The sequence below is a fragment of the Paenibacillus etheri genome (genome assembly GCF_001012825.1).
GTDB classification, from domain to species: Bacteria; Bacillota; Bacilli; order Paenibacillales; family Paenibacillaceae; genus Paenibacillus_AQ; species Paenibacillus_AQ etheri.
On the sequence record NZ_LCZJ02000028.1, the window covers coordinates 103,372 to 124,859 of the forward strand.

At 43.7% G+C, this 21,488-nt stretch carries 23 protein-coding genes; 2 read left to right on the plus strand and 21 right to left on the minus strand.

Translation table 11 applies throughout. The features are described from left to right. Nucleotides 1-12: 12 nt before the first annotated feature. The 13 genes from UQ64_RS18030 to UQ64_RS18085 all read right to left on the minus strand — a co-directional run bounded on the left by UQ64_RS18030 (nucleotide 13) and on the right by UQ64_RS18085 (nucleotide 11,773). Complete coding sequence (locus UQ64_RS18030; protein ID WP_060624920.1) at nucleotides 13-2,277, minus strand: PKD domain-containing protein; 2,265 nt, start codon at nucleotides 2,275-2,277, stop codon at nucleotides 13-15. 5 nt (nucleotides 2,278-2,282) lie between these two features. After that, nucleotides 2,283-2,948: a hypothetical protein gene (locus UQ64_RS18035; protein WP_060624921.1), complete on the minus strand. Its 666-nt coding sequence runs from the start codon at nucleotides 2,946-2,948 to the stop codon at nucleotides 2,283-2,285. A 35-nt stretch (nucleotides 2,949-2,983) separates the two neighbouring features. Further along, the gene (locus tag UQ64_RS18040; RefSeq protein WP_060624922.1) at nucleotides 2,984-3,481 is read right to left on the minus strand and encodes a hypothetical protein; all 498 of its coding nucleotides are present in this window, start codon (nucleotides 3,479-3,481) and stop codon (nucleotides 2,984-2,986) included. A gap of 20 nt (nucleotides 3,482-3,501) precedes the next feature. Continuing rightward, on the minus strand, nucleotides 3,502-3,882 hold the full coding sequence (locus UQ64_RS18045; RefSeq protein ID WP_060624923.1) for a hypothetical protein: 381 nt from the start codon (nucleotides 3,880-3,882) through the stop codon (nucleotides 3,502-3,504). Nucleotides 3,883-3,897: 15 nt separating this feature from the next. Then, nucleotides 3,898-4,041 (minus strand): hypothetical protein, encoded by a 144-nt coding sequence (locus tag UQ64_RS30940; RefSeq protein WP_156417598.1) that lies wholly within the window; start codon nucleotides 4,039-4,041, stop codon nucleotides 3,898-3,900. 7 nt (nucleotides 4,042-4,048) lie between these two features. Beyond that, entirely contained in the window at nucleotides 4,049-4,258 is a 210-nt protein-coding gene (locus UQ64_RS18050; RefSeq protein WP_060624924.1) for a hypothetical protein, read from the minus strand. Nucleotides 4,259-4,314: 56 nt separating this feature from the next. Continuing rightward, on the minus strand, nucleotides 4,315-5,184 hold the full coding sequence (locus UQ64_RS18055) for a hypothetical protein (RefSeq protein WP_060624925.1): 870 nt from the start codon (nucleotides 5,182-5,184) through the stop codon (nucleotides 4,315-4,317). An 11-nt stretch (nucleotides 5,185-5,195) separates the two neighbouring features. Then, nucleotides 5,196-6,245, minus strand: a complete 1,050-nt coding sequence (locus UQ64_RS18060; protein ID WP_060624926.1) for a hypothetical protein — start codon at nucleotides 6,243-6,245, stop codon at nucleotides 5,196-5,198. Between the two features lie 12 nt (nucleotides 6,246-6,257). Then, nucleotides 6,258-7,703 (minus strand): P-loop NTPase family protein, encoded by a 1,446-nt coding sequence (locus tag UQ64_RS18065; protein WP_060624927.1) that lies wholly within the window; start codon nucleotides 7,701-7,703, stop codon nucleotides 6,258-6,260. Further along, complete coding sequence (locus UQ64_RS18070; RefSeq protein ID WP_060624928.1) at nucleotides 7,700-8,764, minus strand: CpaE/TadZ family protein; 1,065 nt, start codon at nucleotides 8,762-8,764, stop codon at nucleotides 7,700-7,702. The genes UQ64_RS18065 and UQ64_RS18070 overlap by 4 nt, the downstream gene beginning before the upstream one ends. Nucleotides 8,765-8,776: 12 nt before the next feature. After that, entirely contained in the window at nucleotides 8,777-9,520 is a 744-nt protein-coding gene (locus UQ64_RS18075; RefSeq protein WP_060624929.1) for an SAF domain-containing protein, read from the minus strand. A gap of 178 nt (nucleotides 9,521-9,698) precedes the next feature. After that, a complete protein-coding gene (gene purU / locus UQ64_RS18080; RefSeq protein WP_060624930.1) occupies nucleotides 9,699-10,598 on the minus strand; it encodes a formyltetrahydrofolate deformylase in 900 nt (299 codons plus the stop codon). Between the two features lie 65 nt (nucleotides 10,599-10,663). Next, the gene (locus UQ64_RS18085) at nucleotides 10,664-11,773 is read right to left on the minus strand and encodes a deoxyribonuclease IV (protein WP_060624931.1); all 1,110 of its coding nucleotides are present in this window, start codon (nucleotides 11,771-11,773) and stop codon (nucleotides 10,664-10,666) included. 172 nt (nucleotides 11,774-11,945) lie between these two features. Here UQ64_RS18085 and UQ64_RS18090 point away from each other — a divergent pair, with 172 nt between their 5' ends. Continuing rightward, nucleotides 11,946-12,410 carry a DUF2621 domain-containing protein gene (locus UQ64_RS18090; protein ID WP_042124904.1) on the plus strand — a complete coding sequence of 155 codons (465 nt, stop codon included), beginning with the start codon at nucleotides 11,946-11,948 and terminating at the stop codon, nucleotides 12,408-12,410. Between the two features lie 40 nt (nucleotides 12,411-12,450). Beyond that, a complete protein-coding gene (locus UQ64_RS18095) occupies nucleotides 12,451-13,356 on the plus strand; it encodes a TIGR01777 family oxidoreductase (RefSeq protein ID WP_060624932.1) in 906 nt (301 codons plus the stop codon). A 28-nt stretch (nucleotides 13,357-13,384) separates the two neighbouring features. On the opposite strand, the gene UQ64_RS18100 is transcribed toward UQ64_RS18095, so the two are convergent. The 8 genes from UQ64_RS18100 to UQ64_RS18135 are packed head-to-tail and all read right to left on the minus strand — an operon-like array spanning nucleotide 13,385 to nucleotide 21,488. Next, nucleotides 13,385-15,040, minus strand: a complete 1,656-nt coding sequence (locus UQ64_RS18100) for a DUF6382 domain-containing protein (protein ID WP_060624933.1) — start codon at nucleotides 15,038-15,040, stop codon at nucleotides 13,385-13,387. 18 nt (nucleotides 15,041-15,058) lie between these two features. Further along, nucleotides 15,059-15,568 carry an A24 family peptidase gene (locus UQ64_RS18105; RefSeq protein ID WP_060624934.1) on the minus strand — a complete coding sequence of 170 codons (510 nt, stop codon included), beginning with the start codon at nucleotides 15,566-15,568 and terminating at the stop codon, nucleotides 15,059-15,061. A 24-nt stretch (nucleotides 15,569-15,592) separates the two neighbouring features. Further along, entirely contained in the window at nucleotides 15,593-16,585 is a 993-nt protein-coding gene (locus UQ64_RS18110) for a TadE/TadG family type IV pilus assembly protein (protein ID WP_060624935.1), read from the minus strand. Between the two features lie 18 nt (nucleotides 16,586-16,603). Further along, nucleotides 16,604-18,865 (minus strand): hypothetical protein, encoded by a 2,262-nt coding sequence (locus tag UQ64_RS18115; RefSeq protein ID WP_060624936.1) that lies wholly within the window; start codon nucleotides 18,863-18,865, stop codon nucleotides 16,604-16,606. Between the two features lie 60 nt (nucleotides 18,866-18,925). Continuing rightward, a complete protein-coding gene (locus UQ64_RS18120) occupies nucleotides 18,926-19,600 on the minus strand; it encodes a TadE family protein (RefSeq protein WP_060624937.1) in 675 nt (224 codons plus the stop codon). Further along, nucleotides 19,597-19,785 carry a Flp1 family type IVb pilin gene (locus tag UQ64_RS18125; protein WP_060624938.1) on the minus strand — a complete coding sequence of 63 codons (189 nt, stop codon included), beginning with the start codon at nucleotides 19,783-19,785 and terminating at the stop codon, nucleotides 19,597-19,599. The genes UQ64_RS18120 and UQ64_RS18125 overlap by 4 nt, the downstream gene beginning before the upstream one ends. Nucleotides 19,786-19,798: 13 nt before the next feature. Further along, nucleotides 19,799-20,674 carry a type II secretion system F family protein gene (locus tag UQ64_RS18130; protein ID WP_060624939.1) on the minus strand — a complete coding sequence of 292 codons (876 nt, stop codon included), beginning with the start codon at nucleotides 20,672-20,674 and terminating at the stop codon, nucleotides 19,799-19,801. 10 nt (nucleotides 20,675-20,684) lie between these two features. Further along, complete coding sequence (locus UQ64_RS18135) at nucleotides 20,685-21,488, minus strand: type II secretion system F family protein (RefSeq protein ID WP_060624940.1); 804 nt, start codon at nucleotides 21,486-21,488, stop codon at nucleotides 20,685-20,687.

Below are 21,488 nucleotides of genomic sequence, written 5' to 3' on the forward strand. Positions count from 1 at the left end.
TAAGCACCTCTCCTACCAGGACCAATCAACTTCTGGCGCTCGATTTTTCACTTCTACAATCCGTGAGCTTAACTTTTGTCCATCTGAATTTGTAGATTTCCGATCAGCTTCTGTCACAAACTCATCAATGGTTGGTTGACCAAACTCTTCAAACACAGTAAGTCGGACTTCATATTTCCCTACCTCGCTCAGCTCTAAATTTAAGCGATCTTTGTTCTCATTACTGAAGATCACCCATGCTTCTCCGCTAAAACTCCCGTCATTATTTGAATCATAGCGATACTCCCAGCGTCTCCGACCCACTACATCTTTATCAGGCGAATAGGAGATATCATCCAATGAAACCACCGCTTTATTACCGTAATCAGGACTTCGATATACCACTCCAGGCAGAGTAAAATAGTTGTACGGCGCTTCATCTGGCACAATATCAAAAGTAATCTCATCACTATCAGAATACCCAAGCGTATTTTCCACATAAATCGCAGCCATATATTTTCCGGGTTTTTTAAATAAGATGTCTTTGCTTTCAAGTTCAGATAATGTACCACTATATTTAATATCTGCATTCGTACCACCAGATACAGCAGTGATGGTAACTCGTGTTTTCGATGGTATTAACGGAAAGCGTGTTGGACTCTGGCTTCTATTAAACAATGTCGTTTTACGATTTTGTTTAAGTATTCCTTCTATATCTATAATTGCTGCTGGTTTCGGCTCAATGACGGTAACTTCTGTACTTGTACTACCTATTTGTCCATCATTGTCAACGACTGTGAGAGCTATAGGAAATGTCTCTCCAACTTGCTCTATGGTATACCATACATACCCCCTTGGGACATTTCCGATTTCTCCCTGCGCTCCAGATGTGCTCCAAGCATAATCAGTGATATATCCATCCGGATCATAGGAAGCATTTCCACTAACGAGCATATCAGACCCTGCTTTTATGTATCTAGCTGTTGATATTCTTGCAATAGGTGGCTTTCCTTCCGGTTCTGTTGGCTTGGTCGGAGGTGGAGGAAAAGTAACCAGGGGGTGGTTTTTATAAACACCTGCTGAAATCTGTAGAGGCTGTTCCAGAGAGGTGATGGTTCCATTCTTTGTGATGATTGGCTTTTTAAAACGGACGAGAACGGTTAAAGCATATTCCTGAGTAAAATGTTCGCCCGTTACACTCGACTTTTTGATCTCAAAATCAAATAAAGTGCTTACGTTAAATGTCTTTGCAGACTCCTTTTTCGTTTTGAGTGTGTTGTTCCTGTCTTTCTCTTTAGCATAGAACACCCACTCGTCAATGTTTGAAGCATCATTGTAGCCTTGCAGCTGCCCCATTAATGAAATTTGAACGGGTTCGTCTTTATCTCCCAATTTTGTTGGATTGGGATTAGGTTTATTTAGAGTTACGGTACCGGTAAGTGTGGGTTCTGTAGGGATATTGTAGTCAAAAGAGACGTTTCCACTATACTTATACGTAGTCACATTAGCCGACCCTGTAAAGTAGTAGTTTAATTTTGTTTTGTAACGCCTACCCAACGCATGACCACTTTTGTCAAAATTCGGACTTAATTGTTCTGGATCATAATTTTGCATAGCTGCGTCAGTTTTATAATAAATAATAAATTGATTCCCATTTACGACATTATGATTAACATATGTTGATGGAAGCGTATCTGTAGGTACAACTATTTTGACGGTGGACTCTATGATTTGAGATGAATCTATTACCGAATTCACGTTTTTGTCATACCATTTAATTCCCAAACGTGATACTGCTGATTGAGTCACCACCGTCATATCAGGGGGATCATTTCTAGGTGTACCATTACCCTGTCCATTCCTATCGTTATGTTTCTGACCATTAATGTATGGGTCCCATTCATTTATCTGCCATCTTACTCCGTCTGAATATCGCCAAATAGAATTACCAGGAGTTGTTGGAAAAAGGGTTTCAAACGAAGCATTATACCCAAGTAAATTATCTATTCGTTGTTTTGCTTCAACGCCCTTTAAAGTAACCTTTATTTTCCCATTCTCCAATGTAAGAGCAACTTTTTGATTAGTGCCATTATATTGAAGAGAAGAGACATTAATTGCCGAAGTGGATACTCCACTAGGAAGTTCTAAGTAGTAAGATTTTTGAGCATTTGCAGATCCACTAAGAATTTCTGAAGGTATTGACACTGTTTTGCTTTGTGAATTAGCTGCCTTAATATTATGTGGAGTATATGAAAAAACTAGTATAACTGTAAGCAGAACAATCCAAATTTTCTTCATATAAATTACTCCCCTGGACGTTTAACAATGTATTTTTCTTCAAAATCGCCTCCAAGATTAACGTATATAGAAATAACTGAAGGGTCTTTAATATACCCATACATCTGATAGCTAGATAGCTTTTCCCCAGGTTTCAACACCCAATTCCATAATGCTTCTTTATTGTTCAACTCTAACATTTTATTCTTAGGTGCAGGTTCAATAAGATTATTACCATCCATTTTAAAATACCATTTTGAACTCGGATCTTTAGCACTTAATTGAATAATTTTACTGCCCTTATTTTCAATGGTGAGTTTAGTCCATACCATATATTTCGTAGGTGTTTTATAAATTTTATCTGAATAACCATACAGCTTCATTAGAGATTGTGCTTCTTTAGACTTTACATCGTAAAACATCAGCTTTTCCAACGTGTACGTTAATCCTCCAGCGCTGATCGTCACCGGTAGCTCCAAGTCTTTCTTCAATCCAAATTTACTCAAATTATCCCTCATGATAGGTGCTGGCGTTGCTGAAGGTTTCACGGTTGCTGTGGGTATCACAGATGCTGTAGGCTTTGCTGTAACTACTGGTGTAACCGTTTCCGCATTTGTAACTACTCCCTGCCCCAATACCACACTAAATAACATTGCCGCTGCCAAAGTCGCTTTTACAACTTTCTTTCTCATCTCCAAATCTCTCCCTATACTCAATTGGATTTTCCCTACTTATTGAACTTATACTCCTGAACTGCAGGTACTCTGATTGGCTCTTGTGTTTTGGCTCTGGAGATCAGCAGCGGATGTTCCGTCTCGATGACGGCAATAACCGAGGGACCCTCTATGTACTTGGTAATGCCATATTCACTATCCTCGTATAAAAGTGGAAAAGTCACTCCATCGGAATCATCAATAATATCAAACTTCACGATCTTTACTTGATTCTTAAAACGGCTGCCTACTTGGGGAGAAAGGCCGTTATCAAGCCCAAGATTCGCCTGCAAGGCATGCTGAAAAGTATCGTAAGCAAGCGCGGGATCGATAATTAGACGACCTCGCGTAAGTTCAATCTCATCTAACTCCTGCGCGGCATCGTGAACAGCGATATTGTTTGCATCTTTTAGCATGCTGCGCAGCATGTCCCACTCCTGATTCTGGATCTGAAAGAACCAGGAGTAGATAAAGATCAGTAGGACAAATGCCAGCTTAATAATGTAATCCATAAATTAGGCTCATCCCTTAATCAATCGAGATATTCACTCATAATTGACCCATGGCCATAATATCGGGTCGGCTGCGAAACTGTGGAAAAGTTATACGGAAACAAATTTATCCGCGGTGCAGTTACATACACATCAATTCGTTGTTTGCGCTCCTGAACGGTATCCGTACTGCTCGTAATTTCTATGGAACCCTCGGAGAACCCAATCGCCTTCAGATTTGAAATCACTTCGTTCCGCATAGACGCTGTGACCATCCCCTCCGTTGCAGCTTTTTGTGTGATGTAGGACGTATTAGCTTTGACCTGTAAATCTAGCAGATAATCAATATAGGTGAAGATGGGCTGCAGGATAATAAACAGGACAAGCCACATGAATAATGCCCGGAGGACGGTCTCCTTCAATAGAAGCGCCTCCCTTTAATATTGCTCTACTTGCTTAGTATGTGTGATGATATCGTCCTGACTGCTTCCAATGATATGCGTAGCTACTGTGATAAACATCCCTGCGATCACAAAACCAATGGACAGAAACATTGCAATAGAGATAGAGTCTTTTTTCATAATCGAGTTAAACCGAAGTGTGGGGCAGGACCCGGGCAACTGCAGTTTGGTGTGAATCCAATGGCTGAATTAAAGTTACACCCGGGATATCCGGTCTATTATCATCCGTATCATTAATTACATCTTGCACCACAGGAACTAAAATCGCGATTACGATGGCCACACACAAAAATCCGATAGCAATAAACAAACCTGTAGAAATAGCGTCCTTTTTCATTGTTAAAATCTCCCTTTTATTTTATATTTTTTAAATAATATTGAATATACAATTTTTCACTGGAACATGCCGACCCCATTAAAATTCCCTTTAATCAGTAAAATGTACTGCATCGCCATCGCGACGATCATCAAAAAAGTAGCAATCGATGGGATAACATTAATGATCGTAGATAGATCACCGATAAAAGACCACTTTTTCAAATACTGATCGCTGGAGATTTTTGAGATAATCTTACCTTGCTCGCGCAAATAATTTGCCGCTTCTGTGTCGTCATCCATCCCCTCAGTAGCCAGCAAAATGGACCGAATGTCATTAATAAAACTATGATTATCCGGAAACTTTGCACAAAACCATTCAATCGCCCCCTCCACACCCTCATCTACTGCTCGTTCTGACAACTCGTACAAGTCCTGACGTATATATTGAAAATGTCCAGCCGTACTCCCGCAAAAAGTGCCAAATTGCGCATATCCGCGCTTCCGCAGACGATTATTCTCATATAGACGGATAAAAGAGATCAGCTCACCGTCTTTTTTAATAACCGTTTTTTGATGAAGCCATGTAAGCACCCAGCCAAACGGAAGATAGCGCATCGGACTGCTGATTACGAGAATAAGTAGAGCAATTAGAGGGTCATAAATAGAAAAAGAATTAGAACGAATGAAATCACTGACAACTTGAGTTATTAAATAAATCAGCGCTGCTGAGTAACGGAAAAGCGTAATTTTACGGGCCGAAATCGATAAACCAGAATCATTCAATAATTGCTGAAGTCTATCCCCCTGCACCCGTTCCCCAAGCCCATTCCACCGTAGTCCTAATCGGATAAGATATCTTTCCTGTTTACTACTACTGCTTACAAAGACAAGTAATGCGACATATACAATCCCGATTACAGTAATTAATAGTAACAATCTGTCCATAGTTCATCACCTTAGTGGTAGTCCAGTTTAGGTCTGGCGAGAATAGTACTGATCACAAAAGAAATAAAAAGACCGGAGATGATCACCATCAAAAAGGAAAGCCCTACCGTAGTCTCAAACTGCAATTGGAAATAAACATCAGGCTTCAGCATATACATAAAGGTTCCAACCGTAGATACCAGCACCAAGAGATTCCCATATAAACCAAGGCTGATCGCATCTCTACTTCCTGCTTTTACAGTCAAAATCGTTTCTCTCTGTTGCTCCATAGAACGGTTTAACAGCATCAGCGAGCTTTTTAAATAACGGGTTCCTTCCTTCTCGGCATAGAGCAGATCCGATATAAATTCTAGAGCGAAGGTAGTGCCAATCGCATTGGAAAATCTCCCGGCTTCCTCAATAAGCTCCTTCTCATTACTGTAATTAGAAAATGCAGCCCCTAACAGCTTCAAAGGACCCTTTAGCACATTTTTATCCGTAAGAAAATCCGCTGTCCGATCGAGAATGGAATCTACCGACAAGTGAGTGAATTTGGTGGAGATTTTGACTACATCGAGTAAATCATAGCTTCCATGCACCTTTCTCTGCGCGTAGATGTATCTCATACGAAAATAAGGAATCATCGCAGAAATCACAGCCATAAAAAGTGGAAATCTCCAAGCCCCTTGGATCGAATGTCCTTCATTAAAGGTGATCCCCTGCAGAAAAGGATTGTTAAAACTCAAACGCCCAGGAAGCTCGCTTAGCGTCAGTAGTCCTGATAGAAAAACTGCGATAAACACTATTGCTGTACGTATGACAAAACGCATAACGCTAATTCCCGGCTCATATTTTCCGTGTACAAAATATAAAAGATTATCTAGATGGCGGTAGAGCCACAGCCTTTTTTTAACCGAGCTAACTCTTTTGCCAAAAATACTCATTTTATGTTTGATACGAAAATCAACTTTCTGACCTACCTGCCGTAAATGCCGTTCGATTAGCGGTTTAATAAGCAGCCACATTCCCCATACAATCAACAAATGAAGGATAAAACGAAGAAGATAGAATAATAAATCCACGGGTTCACCCCCTCACTCATTAAGAATGATCTTAGATTTCAAGCTTTCTTTGATAGGCTGATCCATTGGTTTTGCTGCTGCAAGCCGTCCCAGCTCTTTCTGGAGCAACTGTGTTGCCTGCTCGTTTTTCCTAGTCATCTTCAGAATCAGGTTCTTCGTCAGCTTGTCATTATAGGACCAACACCTCTTCTGGAGTTCCCAGCGCATCAGATCATTCGCAAATACGGAGTTCTTTTCCTCGTCATAAAAAACTTCCGATATTCGCGTTAACCGCTTCTTCCCATTCGGAACACTTTCCAAAATAAAGACCAGCTCGCATGATTTCAGTGCAGAGATCAAATGCCCCTTAAGGCTCCCGCCAATCCTTGTCGACACGGCAAAAGCACCTTGATAAGGAATATCCTCCGAATCTACGGTGTGGAAGGTTCCGGTGATGCCGTCATACCCTTTTTCCCCACTCCACAGATAAAATTCCCATTCGTTATACCGCATTTCCGTCATATACAAAATATTGGGGTCATGCCGCAGAGACTCTACCCCCACCTCCATCAATTCTTCGTTCGCGGCCTGTATCGGAATAATTCGATGCCCTTTAATCTGGTAAGGTAAAATGGACTCCGGATGCTTCTCTATCATCACTACACCCATACAGGATGAAGATCCAAGCAATTGCTCGCCGACGATCGTATTTGCAAAGGTTGTTTTTCCCGAGCCTACAGCGCCCGCAATAATGGTATTGCGAAAGGTAGATGATAACGCCCGAATCATTTCAACCGCTTCCGCAGGAATACATTCCGTACCCGCCTGATCTTCTAGACTCAGAAACTCTACAACCTGCCGTCGTAGCGATATTGTGGTGAAGCCATCCCATACTCTCGGGGATACCCATATGGCAAGCCTAATAAATCGACCAGGCCAGAGCGGGTCATCCATTTTAAACTCCACTGAAGGGTTGTCCTTGTTCAGCTTTTTGTTGGGATCACTTTTTAATAAGGAGCGCTTTAACTGTTCGACCCGATCTAGTGAAGGCATCTCATATGGATAAGCTACAAACTCACCTTTATGGTTATAAAAGATCTGCTTTCCGATCATCTGTAGCCCGGTTGACTCACTGTAGGCACGATCAGTAAACCAACGATACGCCGGACCAAAGCCTTTCCACTCATGATAAAGCGCTTCTGCCGCCGTTCGGTATGCTTCCGGAACCTTGCCCGTAAAGGGTGTCTTCCGCAAGTACTTCTCTATCTCATTCATAAAAAAGCTAACCGCCTGCGGATCGCCAATTAGCGCCTTCGCATTTAACTCGAAGTAAGCATCATCCTCACGTTCCAGCCCTTCGTTCATATCGTTTTTCATTTTTTGCAAAAATGCATAAAAGTCTTCCTTGCCCGGTTTGCTCATGCGTAGGATACTTTGTTTTAGAGAGAACAATGGACGGTTCAGTTGATTTCCATTCATAGGAATATACCTTTCTTTTTAGCTTCTGGCGCTAGGCTCATGGACACGAGCAGAGAATGTACCTTATCATCCACATGCTGCAGCTCTTTTTTGCCTAGAGGTAAGCTTTCCTGCAAGGGCTGGTAATACGGTAGCTCCAGCAAGATTTCAGTCCCAAAGCGGAGCGCTAGATTTTTAGGAGAAGATATTTCTTCCACATTACTGCGGTTAATAATCAGTTGAAAATCATGTGGACGTAGATCCAGATGCCCAGCAAGCTCTAGTAAAGGTTCGAGTCTGTATTCATGCTTTGGATGAGTGACGATCATACGCAGCGCCGATTTGTGCATTCCGACATACCACGCAGCGCTTTCCGGAATAGAGCCGAAGTCAGCAATAACAACATCTGCATTTGCCCCAGCTCTAGCCAAAAAATATTCGATCTCATCCTCCTGATAATCTTGTGCGCTCAAGTAATCGTAATTGCCTGGGAGATACGAGTAACCGTCTTGCTTAATCAATTGCTCAAAATCCTCGTCATGAATCATCTTCCCTGTAAGCCTTGATCGAAGCCTATCCAGACTAATGGTCGCTTTGCGGTCATATCCGGGATCATATAAATCAAGTCCAAGGACAATAACACGAAGACCTGCCGCGGCAATTCGCCTTGCGAACAGTTTGGCTACACTAGTGCAGCCGATCCCCGGACCAGATCCAAAAAAACCAACCAGATTACTTCGTTCCTCCCCATCCTCGTCTAGAATAAAGCGAATCTTCTCTATCACCACTGACGAGGTAGAACGAGGAGGGATAAAATAGATTCCTAAGCTTTCACACAGCATATGTACAGCTTGGTAACCACTGATTCCCTTTTGCAAATATACATATAGGATCGTTGAGCTCGGATAATTCCGGCGCAGTTCGCTAAGTGACTGAGCTTGAATCTGGTCACTGGTAACCATTAGCATATGGCCCTCTGCATGAGATGGATCAGGAAGTACACTTTGTGTGATTACAATAAATCCTGCATTTTTGATATCATTAATGGTTAACTGATCTATGCCTAGACTAAATATTTTCAAGACCCTTCCCTCCTACTCGACCCGTACGATCCACAGCTTCTTTCCCTGCTCCAAAAATTGTCCAAGCCGCTCGCCATCACTTTTCTTCAGCTTCAATTCTGGTGTCGCCACCTTGCCAGTCGAAGTGAAACGATTATTGTTATTGCCCTTTTCTGAATCCAGCACATCATTATTGTCTTCTGTTCGCACATAATTCACGGTGACTCCAGATATAAACACCTCCTTGGCAGGTTCGCTAATTGGGCTCTGCACGATCAGTTCTTCCTCTTCCATCTTGTTATTTGGACTAAGCGATTCACTCCGCCTCTCCCGGTCTCCATCAACAAGATAAATATCTACCTTATCCCGGCTGCGCAGTGAACCATTGATGGCGTAGATGGCCTCCTTCGGTATAGGAAAGATCCCTTCATCCTTTAGGGGTTCTAAATCACTAACATCCACTAAGGATGCCGTCAAAATACTTCCGTTGGTCAGATTTACATTCGTAATTTTGTGCTCCACCTGTGCGATTTCCGTAATTACACCGGAAGGTATATCCTTGGTCTGAACATTATCCAGATATAAATCACTTGCTTTCAGCTCATAGTTTTTAGGAAGAAACTCCCCGCCTTCCACCTTAATTTTGACCACGGTTCGGGATAGTACGTATGGCTTGAAATAGAGATCATAGCCTAGCAGTCCACCGACTCCAGTAATCAAAATGAGACTTGCGAAGAAATAATTGCGTTTTAACAGTTGCCTACGCTGTAAAGCCAAGCCCTCCACCTCCTCAAAAACACAGTTTTGAAAAACGACAAAAAGCAACTTGGCGTAAATAGCCAAGCTGCTGGTAAAATGCTTTTTTACCTGTAGAGATTTAGAGAGCTATTAGATTATAGGGTTCCGGTAAAAGCGCTCAGGTTCATATCGTAGGCTTTCATCGGAAAATAACCTTTTATTTAAACACTACAGTCTTATTTTGATGGACGAGGATCCGGTCTTCGATATGCCATTTCACCGCACGAGCCAGAACAACCCGTTCAATGGTGCGTCCAATCCGCTTCAGCTCGATGACATCATCACTGTGGCTTACCCGCTGTACATCCTGTTCAATAATCGGGCCACCATCAAGCTCTTCTGTAACATAGTGAGCAGTTGCTCCGATAATCTTCACCCCGCGTTGGTACGCTTGGGCATAAGGATTCCCGCCAATAAAGGCTGGCAGGAAAGAGTGATGAATATTAATAATTTGGTGGCGATAGTGCTCAATAAATGACGGTGAGATAATCTGCATATACCGAGCCAGAATTATAACATCAATATCGGCCCCGATGACCTCAAGCTGACGTTTTTCCGCCTCAGCCTTAGTATCTGCTGTAACAGGAATATGGTGAAAAGGAATGCCGAAGGACTCGACATACGATTTCATATCTAAATGGTTGCTAACGACGAGAGCAATGTCGGCTTCTAGATCGCCAGCTTGCCACTGCCAGAGCAGCTCCACAAGACAATGATCTTCTTTAGAGACAAATATGGCTAATCTTTTCTTATGACGGACATTAAAGATTTTCCAGTTCATCTTGAAACGTTCAGCCACACCACCGAACAAAGAACGTATCTCTTCCAGACGATCTCCTAATTCGGGAAGATCAAACTCAACTCTCATGAAGAACATTCCGCCATCTGGATCCATCGTGTACTGATCCGATTGCACAATATTCGCGCCATGCTGATACAGAAAATGTGATACTGCCGCCACGATTCCCGGTCCGTCAGGACAAGAAATGAGCATGCGCGCCCGGTTGGAATAAGACTCAACACCTGACGAATTGTTTCTTTTTACGTGTAATTCCATGATCCTCATCCCATCCTCTCATCTACATGTGCAATCTGAAGTCTAACTTATGCGTGAACGAGCACTTACTTGCCTGCTAACCATGCAATCAAGCGATGATTAATTGCTTCCTCGCTCAATTTCGGGAACAGCTCGGCAGCGATGACTTCATCATATAAACGCTCCAGCGGTTCACGTGGATCAGCTTTTTTAGCCTTGGCATCGTTCTTCAGCATCTCCCAGACATTAAGCACAAATTGACGGGAATCGATCTCCTTATTTGCAAAAAACTCGCGCAGTTTCTCAACATCCTCTATAAACTCCGGTCCAAATCGTTCAGCTACGTTACCACGGAGCAAAGCAATCTCTACCTCATACATCGGACGCTGTTTCTTCGCATCCTTACCAACCCATGGCGTCTCCAAAATGAAAGGCAGACCTGCCAGCTTTTCATGATGCACGATTTTGTTAATCGTATCAAAACCGATCCAACCCGAACCAATTGGAGTATGACGGTCTTTACCTGCTCCACATGGATTTTTGCTGTCATTGATATGGATAACACCAAGACGATTCAAGCCGATAATCTCATCAAACTTGTTAAGAACACCATCCAGGTCATTAACGATATCATAGCCAGCATCATGAATGTGACAAGTATCAAGACATACGGACAAACGCTCGTTATGTTCCACCTTATTAATGATCGAAGCAATCTCCTCGAAGCTGCGCCCGATCTCTGTTCCCTTACCAGCCATAGTTTCTAGAGCGATATGAACTTCCGTTTCATTGGTTCCCCCAAGAACCTCATTAAGTCCATCTGCAATCCGCTGGATACCGTATTCTGCATCCTTATCAGTGAATGCACCTGGATGTAATACGATATGCTTGACCTCAAGCGCATGCGTACGGCGGATTTCCTCTTGTAAAAAATCAACGGCCAACTGATATGTGTTCTCTTTATAGGAAGCGAGATTAATAATGTAAGGTGCGTGAACGACAATCTCCTCCACACCGTTTTCTTTCATTACTTGCTTCCCTTCAACGGGATACATGGCATCAATCGGCTTGCGGCGCGTGTTCTGTGGCGCTCCTGTATATATCATAAATGAGCTGGAACCATACTCATTTGCTTCATTTGCTGCGGTCAAAAGACCCTTGTCCGAGCAAGACACGTGTGAACCTATTTTCAGCATACTTCTTCCCTCTTTCCTTCACGAATTATCCCCTATTCTACCGTGATCAGAAAAATAAATCTAGACAAGGTCAATATGCTGGGTTCTGCTTCGCAAAACTTTGGAAATAAGCTATACTTTAATATGAGATTAAATTATGTGAGAATACTCATTGCCAAAAGGTGGTGTATGCATGTCTATCCAATCAGGACTTGGTTTATTATCCGCAACACCGAGCAATTGGTTCATGAACTCTATCGCTTTCTGGACATTTATGCTGCTGGGTTCCATGTGTATCGGCGGTTTTTTTATGTTTCGGAAATTCCTAAAGGTATTGCCGAAAGCTGATGGAAAATCAAAGCTGGACTGGCAAAATTACTGGGTAGAACGCAGCCGTTCACTCTGGAGTGATGAATCAAAAGCTTTCTTAGACCAGCTTGTTCAGCCTGTGCCTAGCCCTTTTCGCGATATCGCCAAACATTCCATTGCTGCCGAGATCGGTAAGATCGCTGTGGAAAGCAATGCGAAAGAGGTTACTCGTGATCACTGCATTAAAGGTTACATAGTCGCCACACCACGGCGTGACAATCGTTTCCTCGTCAATTTTCTTGAAAAGAATAAAATCGACTACTCTGCTTACCAGCATTTGTTCAAGTGATTGATAATCTGATGTTGCGTTCAGAACGGAGGCCAACCTTATGAAATATGTAATATGTGGCGGCACCGGTTTCATTGGCAGTGAACTAACAAAATACTGGCTACAGGCAGGAAATGAAATTGCAATCGTCGGTCGCAATCTACCTAAAGATGCGCCATATCATCCTAAGCTGAGTTACCACACATGGGATAGCCTACACGCTGATTCAACACCCGTGGAAAATGCGGATGCTTTGGTCAATCTTGCTGGAGCTTCTCTCAGCCAACGTTGGAGTCAGAGCGGCAAAAAAGCAATTATGCAATCCCGTCTTTGGGCCGTTTCCGCAGCAGCTAAGTTACTCGCCCGTTTAAAACATAAACCTTCTGTAGTCATTCAAGCGTCCGCTGTGGCTATTTACGGAACCTCTTTGCAAGCTACCTTTTATGAGTCATCACCAGCCCATGTCATGGATTTCCCTTCTGACGTGGTTAAGACATGGGAAGAAGCTTCAGATGAAGCATACAAGAATATCCGTATGATCAAGTTGCGTACTGGGGTTGTGCTCGGTAACCGAAACGGAGCATTCCCCAAGATGAAGCTACCTTACTTACTAGGCTTTGGTGGTAACATCGGAACGGGAAACCAGTGGGTTTCCTGGATTCACCTGACCGATATTGTTCGTCTAATCGATTTTTGTATTCAAAATCCCACCATCTCCGGACCTGTAAATGCGACTGCTCCACATCCGGTTACGAACGAAGAGTTCGGTAGAACGATTGGCAAAGTTTACAACCGGCCGCATTGGTTTCCTCTACCAGCTATCCTGTTAAAAACAGCAGTAGGTGAACTGTCTGAGATCTTGCTTAAAGGACAACGCGTTCTTCCAACGGCGGCGTTAGAACAGGGCTTTAACTTTACCTTCCCCACACTTCAAAGCGCTTTAGAAGATTTAAAAAGGCAAAAATAGCAGAATCAATATTCTTTGCTCGTGCTCTTCATCCCATGTGGAATGTGTAACTTCCTTTAACAATCTTAAATACGGTCCCCTCTGACAGCGGGTACTCTTTGTAAGGGATCATGGCTTCCCCTTGAAAAAGCGTTCCGTTTCTGGAGTCGAGATCCTTTAGTACGTATCCGCTTGGGCTTCTAGATATCTCCGCATGTACTCTTGAAGCTCCTTCCGATCTTTCTACATACTGGGCTACTTCTGCCGATCGGCCAATAATAAAGCTAGTTCGGTTTAAAGCTATGGTTTCCGACTCTGCCTCTCCCTCATCGCTTCTTTTGAGATAAGGAACATTTTGAGCTAGCTTCTCATTGCGTTTGTCTTGCTCAGGTGTTACCTCCCGTGATAATAAAGCGGTTGGGGCTATTGGACCTGGTGGTATTACAGAACGATCCTCCTCTGTCCTTGATTCAGATCGTACAGACGGAATGTTAGATAAAGGGTCGGATGGATGCTGATCTACCTTTGGAAACGTTGCTGCAGGACGCGCAGTGTTCACAGGATTCCTACCGAAATTCCACTCCAATTCTCTTCGACTCGGACTCCAATTTGTATCTTCAGAATCCTCACTCGTATGTTCCTTTTCTTCGTCACTTCCAAACCTTATTCTTTCGCTCCATACCATCCAGATTAAGGTAGCCAAGGCAATCGTTGCGATCCCACAAACGGCTAGCCATAACGGTTTTGGATTATTCAGATATAGGAATTTCCATAATAATGCATCAAACAATAAGCACCCTAGAATAACATAGGTTCTTGAACTTGAGGGTTGTGAATTCGTCAACTTATTATCGTCTGTAGACCGAAGCAACCGCTCCTCTTCTTTCGTCCTAAGATTTGGACTGGAATAGCTGCTTAACCACGGAGCTGAGTTCTGTTGCGTATACAGACCCTTTTCCTCGTTCCGCTCACCTATTTTTTTCTGGGGAGCAGTCACCTCATTCACAAATAGTTCCCTTACTCTCTCTTGCATTCGTCTTTCAGGTTCTTCTACACGTGCTTCTGCCATCTTAGGTGATGTGGATGCCATTTCTTCGTTACTACTGAATTGTCCTCTACTAGAGTCACCCTCTGTCAACAGCTCTGAGAGAAGACTCTTTAAGCCCGCTGGTGTAAATTCCTCTTCCCCACAGTATTGCAATACTCTTTGAACACCACTGCCAGTAAGCTCTGTGATAGACGCCATTAGCACCATGATTAGGGACTTGAGGGAATCTCCCAGCCTAGAAGCAAGCTCATTCCCCTGAACAGGGATATAGGTGAGATATACCTTACCACTCTGCAACGAGCCTTCAATAAAAATATAATCTTCATGCAAAGCATATTGATCCGCCCGAAGCATGTATAACCTGCCATCTTCCATCCCTTGTGCAATTTGAAAAAGCAAGCCAAAAAATGAGGTCATGCTCAGCTTCTCACTTTTGAGCAAATGACTGAGCATTTTTTTACGCAGAACAGCATATTCCATGGTAACCTTTAAATCGATTTCCCTAAGTAACAACCTTAAATGATGAGGAATTTCGGTGTTCATCAGCATACGAGCTTGAACCATATTAAGCTTACCCACCGGCATCCCTTCTGGTTCGCCAAGCATCATATATATACCGTCCTGCTGCATAAAGTCACGGGTTAATCCGTACAACAAGCATCACCACCTCCTAGTTCAAAAATAAAGATAAGCGAATATGGTACCAGGGACTACAGCCAACATGAAAGGAAATCTCAACAGCTCACTATCTTTATTTCTTACTAGGAATGAACTCTTCAATAATATAAATCCAGAAATCGTGTTAATGATCTTACGCGTACGCCTGCCTGTCTCCCGTCTCTTTATAACAATTAGCCAACCTATTAAAGCTCCGAACAGAACGGAGTACATCACGACCTGCAATGTAAACAGTATTCCTGTCCACGCCCCGATACCGGCAAAAAGCTTAACATCCCCCGCGCCAACCGCCCCTATCAAATACATGATCAGAAGCACTGCAAACCCTGCAACAGCACCCACACCAGCCTTCAGCAGTCCATCCCAGCCGTTCATCAGCGCTTGAGCAAGCAGACCGGTAAGCAAGCCTGACACAGTGATCCAGTTTGGTATTCTCATCGACTTTAGATCCGTAATAAATGCAGCTGCCAGAAACGGCAGACATCCCCAGAATGCCCACTCCGCCATGGATTACACTCCTTTCCTTTTCACTCATTTCACTACTGTGAACATAACCTCAATAGATCTACCGTCATCGAGCTGAATAACAAATGGCCATGAACCCGGTGTGGTATTCACACCAATTTTCCACTCCCACTCAATATATCCGTCCGCATCCGCTTGTTTCCAGCCTAAATATTTAGCAGTGCTTCCCCCGCTTTTATAAAAAACGGATAAGCTAGCGGAAGCATTCGGCGGAATCTTGGCACGAACTTTACCTTGCTTATTGGCTACAGCTGGATTTGGTTTTTCCAAAACTGTAATGAACTCCTCTGGGTTACCAGTGCCGTCATTGCCCTTATTTGTACCCTCTCCTGTATCCCCGATCCAAAGACGTTCAACAGCACTCGCCTCAAGTACAATGCGTTGGTTTAGAAAGGGAACCTTCATCGGCAGCTCATAGCTAACAACCAATCCAAAGTAAGGTCGGGTATCCTTCTTTAACTCAGGCACGATAATGTTGGATACATGAATTCGATCATAATCCAACAAGTCTGACGACAGATACGGCTTCAATAAGGGTTTAATCGCTAGATCCAGTGCACTCTCAGAGGTCTCAGCCTGTAGCTTCTGCAGAGGTCCCTCCCCCTTTTCTAAAGCCGACATGACCCACTCATTCAGCGGCTTAGGTAATGACATTGCATAACTACTGCCCCAATCTGTAAGTGACAAGCGAGGAATCGTCCAATTCGATTTAGCTTGATTGCCAGCGGATAGATCCCTACCACCCTTCACTGGATCAGCATCAGTTTCACTTGTTGCTCCCCATTTCTGCACCGCCAAAGCTGCCGGGTACATATGCGTTGAAATAGATTTCACAGTATCGGATGCTGTGCTTTGCAAGGCTGTCGAATACAAGGTCATCTGTACAATAGAAATTAGGAACAGAACAAACAGTAGGAAGATCGGAAGAACCATCGCCGCTTCTACTACCATGCTGCCTTCTTCCTTCGTCTTTCCCCTAATCCGGTACCCGTCCCCCATATCCTTACCAACCTCCTGCTAGTATGAAAAATCAGCCTGCACTGCTCTCATATATGTACTGCCTTGCACTTCTCCAGAATACCCAGCGCTATAATCCAATAGCTTCACAACACCCGGCAGAAACCATAGCCGCATTCCGAGCTTAATATCCGACGAGACATACGTACTTCTTTCATCTGGATTTATTCCTGTGTTCAATCGAATGAGAGCCAGCATCCGAGATAACTGAACATTCCCGCCTCCATGCATCATCATGAACAGACGCAAATGATCGCGATAGGTCAGCTGGGCTGGTAAGTATTTAGACAGTGGTATGGAATCTTTCTCACAGAGTAACAACATGTCCTGAATAGCTTGCTGGATGCCATACAACAATGCCGCGGCCAGAACAGCCAATGGATTTCCTAAGCTTGCCTTCTCAATAAAGCCTTCCATCGTTCGAATAGACAGCCGCATGGCAAATATTTCAGCATACGCTGCGGCTACATTTCCTGCGGGATTATGGAATCCATAAAGAATGTATTCCAGCTCCTGCGCTTGAGGATTAAGCTGGTCCGTTAGTTCGGTTGTGTTCTCACCAGAACCTGGTGCTAAGGTAGCTAACTTCGAAACATCAAAATGCTGAAAATAGAGAGCAGAATACTCCGTTTGAAAAAGTCTATCTCTAGCTCCTGCCATAATGCCGCTCATCGCTGTATAGATTCCATCCATATTCTCCATCGCTGAGTTCCCAGCTGCATACGGGTTAGAGCTTACTTCAGAATTAACAAGTGAATCTGATACTAATTCCTTATTAAAAGCAATATTCTCCTCGTAATATTGACGAAGTGTTTGATAGCTTTTCAGAGAATCTGTCACTCCGTTACCCATCATTCGAATCTTATCAAGCAATGCTTTCGCTTCACCCAGCTTCGATTTTGCTTCTCTCTCCAATTGCTTACGCTCTTTATCTGAGCTGCGGTGCTGTTCGATTACTGCCAAATCACTAGCGATAACACTTCCCTTCTTACCGTAATTCTGTAGATAGTTATTCACTACGCGTGAAGCTTCAAGAACAGAAGAGATCATTTGATAGGAGTCACCATATTCACTCAAAGCTTCATACAGCACACCCGACATTCCTGCTACGATCGGTTCAATGGCCTCGTAAGCACTTTGCTGCATAGATATACTATTCTCCATCTGACTTAGATCAGTTGAGGAGAGAATCAGTGCATCTTCCTGCTCACGCAGCTTTTTAAGCGGGTCTGAGCTTATCTCTCCTGAGCTCGCCGGAATATCCCAGTCATTAGCAGGATCATTTGATAGATCCACCCCCTCCATTCGTGACTGTTCCAATACTTTTCTCATCTCGTCATTCAATTGCGCTGCCTTCTTTAACGCTTCTTTCGCTCCCTCCAATGATCTTTCATGATCTTCACGAAAAGCTGTTAATAAGGCAGGAAGCCGCGATAACATCTCAGTAGTTCGACTCCGGTAGAGAGACAATTGATAAGTGTACTTTGCAGGCTTTTTACTATCACGATAAAGATCATCGTAGTACTTCCCAAGGTAGTCGCTATACTGTGCTGAAATATCCGCGGCCGATTGTATACTTCCGAGTGAACTGGCAGAAATGGATTCTGCAGGCGGATTCATAATCCATTGAAGTAACCTCCTTCCACTCTCCGCAGCCTGGCTTCTCTGCTCTAACATAAGATCCAAAGCCTCTTCCCGCTCGTCATATAACGGCTGTAGCTTACTGAGTAGTTCAGTAGCCCGTGAGGCCTCTGCCATTACTCCTGACATCGGCTTGAATTTACCTGCCAATTCCAAAGCAAAATCCACCGGAGCCTTATACTTCATTTCCTCCAGTATCTGTCTACTAACAACATCATAGCTACCCAGCGGCCTGCTCCATTTCAAAGATGACGATTCCAATGCGAAAGGTACAAGATTGAACGCATCACTCCGACCACTTTTATGCATATTATCATTGAGTACCCGAGACAGCAGCATATCCCCGTCACTCTCTCCAAAGGCGAATAAACCATACTTTTCTCGTAGCTCAACATCGTAGGATGACATTACAGAGCGAACGCTAGCCCTTGCTAGACGTTCCTCCTGAACATTGAAGGCCGCAATCCGCGCATAGTCAATCAGCACAGCGGTAAATAAAAAGACGAAGGCCAGAACCATGATTAAAAAAATTGAGACCGAACCTTCCGTTTTGCCCTTACTCTGCCTCTGTTTCTTTCGACTCTTACCGCTAACTAGGCAACTGGTAAAGATGCTCCTCATCAAAACCTCCCTCCTTATCCCTACCTTCAATAGATACAAGATTCACTAGCAAGGAAATAGTCACTTATCCTGAAGCTTGGTCATCATTGCGGATGCATCCTTCTTCTCCATGTGGACTCCAGACCCACTAGTACCCTCTGAGCCTCCCTTGAACTTAGCCCCGAAGTAACGCATCAAGTCGACCGTACGAATAAACTCAACAGGCTCAGCGATGATAGATTGAGTTTTTACAGTTGGCTTTGCCTCATCAGACAAAACTTCATCTAGTACAGGTAAGTCCAGTAGACGATTCAACTCAACGCTTACTTTTCGTCCGGTAAGCGTGTATGCGTAGTTCATATTTCCCGGCATATTATTCGGAATCATAGAGGACGAATGTCTGAGTTTAAGCACTGGTAGATCACTATCACCTGACACTTCACCAGGTAGCTCTATTGTCGTGCCATCACTTCCAGCTTCTCCGCCGAATAAAGAGGCTAGCAGAGCATCGTCTCCAATTCTCCAATAAAGGGAGTCATACTCACCAGCAGCATAGGAGCCAGAAACCTCTTTATGGCTGTTGTCCCAATTGTAAGCCGCACGCTCAGTAGCCCCTGAGGCCACTTGCAGGAGCATGGACTTCTGGTAGCTATACAAACAGAAGAACAGAAGAAGCATTGTAATACACATGACCAGTGGTAGTAGAATTGAAGCTTCAATAGTAAAGCTACCTCGATCGTCCTTAAGCTTATTCACTCGAATACTTCCTGGCTCTTTTCTCCCGCAGTTTTAATCAAAGCCTCTACTACCTCCTGAATTTTGTCCTTAAACAAAAGAACGACCGCAATCAGCACAGCAATAATCAGAATCATTTCCAGTGTCCCCAGGCCTTCCTCATCCTTCCAAAAACTCTTCACATTACCCAACATTGTCGTCATCATTAGTTTCACCCTCCTACATTTTTAACATCATGAATGCTGGCGTTCCCACCAGTACAATTACTATTAAAAAGATAACTACCATCGGAAAGACTAGTTTGGAGGAAGCTTGCTCCCCTCGCGTTCGGCTGATAGCTTTCCGTTTATCCCACAGCATCCGCGAGAGGTCGCGCAGCGATAACACAAAATCCGCTCCACCTCTGCGATAATTCAAAAGAACCGTCGTCGTGAACAACGATACCTCCTGCACTGCACATCTCTTGCTAAAATTCTCGAATGCCTGCTGAAATGAATACCCCCCTTCCCATTCACTGGTCATGATCCTAAGCTCCTTATACAGTGGGTGATTAACATCACCTCGGTGGCTCTCCACACAGCGGTTAATCGCCCGCTGCACGGTCTCACCTGCTCCTACCAGCAGTACAATACTGTTCAGAAGCTCTGGTAGCTCGAGCATAATAATTTGCTCTCTCACCCTCACCTTTTTATGTAAATCACTGACCATAGCAGCTGGTAGAGCTACCGCCAAGAAAAAACCTAGAATCAGACCTGTCTGATCGCCGCTAAACCCTGTGATCAAACTTCCACCCACAAGCAACAGCCAACTGTAGCTAAGCATCTCACCCATGAACAGCAAAGTCCGTTCTGCACTGTAACGCATCCCATAACTTCGCTGCAGGGAACGCTGAATCCTGAACATCAACGATGGAAAACGACTGGCGATGCCGCTTTTCTCAATGAGCAGCAGCAGCGGTTCACCCAGCTTCCGAAGTCGTAATCCTTCCATAGGAAGTCCTCTTAATCCGGCATATTTTTTTCCGCATTGAATTCGTAACAGAGCCCAGACGACAAGTAAAAATATAGTGACTACTGCACATAGCCATCGCATGATTTCTTCCCCTTCACAGCGGAATGTCCATTATTTTAGTAGTCCAGAGATAACATAAAAACAAAGCTACTAATGCAAGCGTCGATATGGCTATACCCGCTCCTGTGTACATGGGCTGCATATAGTCTCCTGCAGTCAAACTCATAAAGATCACCATGATTAGTGGAGATATTAACAGCGCTTTCGCTTCGAATTTCTTCTGTGAAATGCTTACAGCAATATCTTGCTGAATATCCAGCTTCTCTCCAATAATCGTAGACGTACGGCGCACTACTTCTACCAGATCGCCGCCTGTACGTTTACATACAGTGAACACGTCAGCGAACCGCTCAATATCTTCCATTCCTGCTCTTTCACTGAAATCCCGAAGCGCTTCCTCCACTGGCTGACCGTATTCCATGCGCGTACAGATAATATTTAGCTCCGAGATCATATCGCCGCCGCCCTCCGGGTCCAGCATACGTAAGTCTTGGACCGCTTCCCGGAAAGCATTCTCGACCGATCGCCCTGCTGAGAGTGAGGAAGACAATGAAAATAACGTCTGTTTAAACTGTAAATTAAGCATACTCCGGCGTCTTTTCAGCAAATAATTACGCAGCATACGAGGTGCATACAGCCCACCTGGCATAAGTAGTAACGACAGTATCCAATGATGATAAAATAGATATCCCACTCCAAAAAACAGCAAACTACCTACTGCGATAGCCATAATTTTCTGTACCAAGGTCAACTCGTATACCGTATAATCCGGCAATAATGAATAACCTCTGGAATCAGCTTCCTTAAGTTTTTCATTAGCAAACTTAATCTTGAGCAC

What these genes read in the sequence shown, in the direction of transcription:
- UQ64_RS18030 (WP_060624920.1), bottom strand. Translation starts at nt 2,277, where the DNA reads ATGAAGAAAATTTGGATTGTTCTGCTTACAGTTATACTAGTTTTTTCA.
- UQ64_RS18035 (WP_060624921.1), bottom strand. Translation starts at nt 2,948, where the DNA reads ATGAGAAAGAAAGTTGTAAAAGCGACTTTGGCAGCGGCAATGTTATTT.
- UQ64_RS18040 (WP_060624922.1), bottom strand. Translation starts at nt 3,481, where the DNA reads ATGGATTACATTATTAAGCTGGCATTTGTCCTACTGATCTTTATCTAC.
- UQ64_RS30940 (WP_156417598.1), bottom strand. Translation starts at nt 4,041, where the DNA reads ATGAAAAAAGACTCTATCTCTATTGCAATGTTTCTGTCCATTGGTTTT.
- UQ64_RS18050 (WP_060624924.1), bottom strand. Translation starts at nt 4,258, where the DNA reads ATGAAAAAGGACGCTATTTCTACAGGTTTGTTTATTGCTATCGGATTT.
- UQ64_RS18055 (WP_060624925.1), bottom strand. Translation starts at nt 5,184, where the DNA reads ATGGACAGATTGTTACTATTAATTACTGTAATCGGGATTGTATATGTC.
- UQ64_RS18065 (WP_060624927.1), bottom strand. Translation starts at nt 7,703, where the DNA reads ATGAATGGAAATCAACTGAACCGTCCATTGTTCTCTCTAAAACAAAGT.
- purU (WP_060624930.1), bottom strand. Translation starts at nt 10,598, where the DNA reads ATGGAATTACACGTAAAAAGAAACAATTCGTCAGGTGTTGAGTCTTAT.
- UQ64_RS18085 (WP_060624931.1), bottom strand. Translation starts at nt 11,773, where the DNA reads ATGCTGAAAATAGGTTCACACGTGTCTTGCTCGGACAAGGGTCTTTTG.
- UQ64_RS18090 (WP_042124904.1), top strand. Translation starts at nt 11,946, where the DNA reads ATGTCTATCCAATCAGGACTTGGTTTATTATCCGCAACACCGAGCAAT.
- UQ64_RS18095 (WP_060624932.1), top strand. Translation starts at nt 12,451, where the DNA reads ATGAAATATGTAATATGTGGCGGCACCGGTTTCATTGGCAGTGAACTA.
- UQ64_RS18105 (WP_060624934.1), bottom strand. Translation starts at nt 15,568, where the DNA reads ATGGCGGAGTGGGCATTCTGGGGATGTCTGCCGTTTCTGGCAGCTGCA.
- UQ64_RS18110 (WP_060624935.1), bottom strand. Translation starts at nt 16,585, where the DNA reads ATGGGGGACGGGTACCGGATTAGGGGAAAGACGAAGGAAGAAGGCAGC.
- UQ64_RS18115 (WP_060624936.1), bottom strand. Translation starts at nt 18,865, where the DNA reads ATGAGGAGCATCTTTACCAGTTGCCTAGTTAGCGGTAAGAGTCGAAAG.
- UQ64_RS18125 (WP_060624938.1), bottom strand. Translation starts at nt 19,785, where the DNA reads ATGATGACGACAATGTTGGGTAATGTGAAGAGTTTTTGGAAGGATGAG.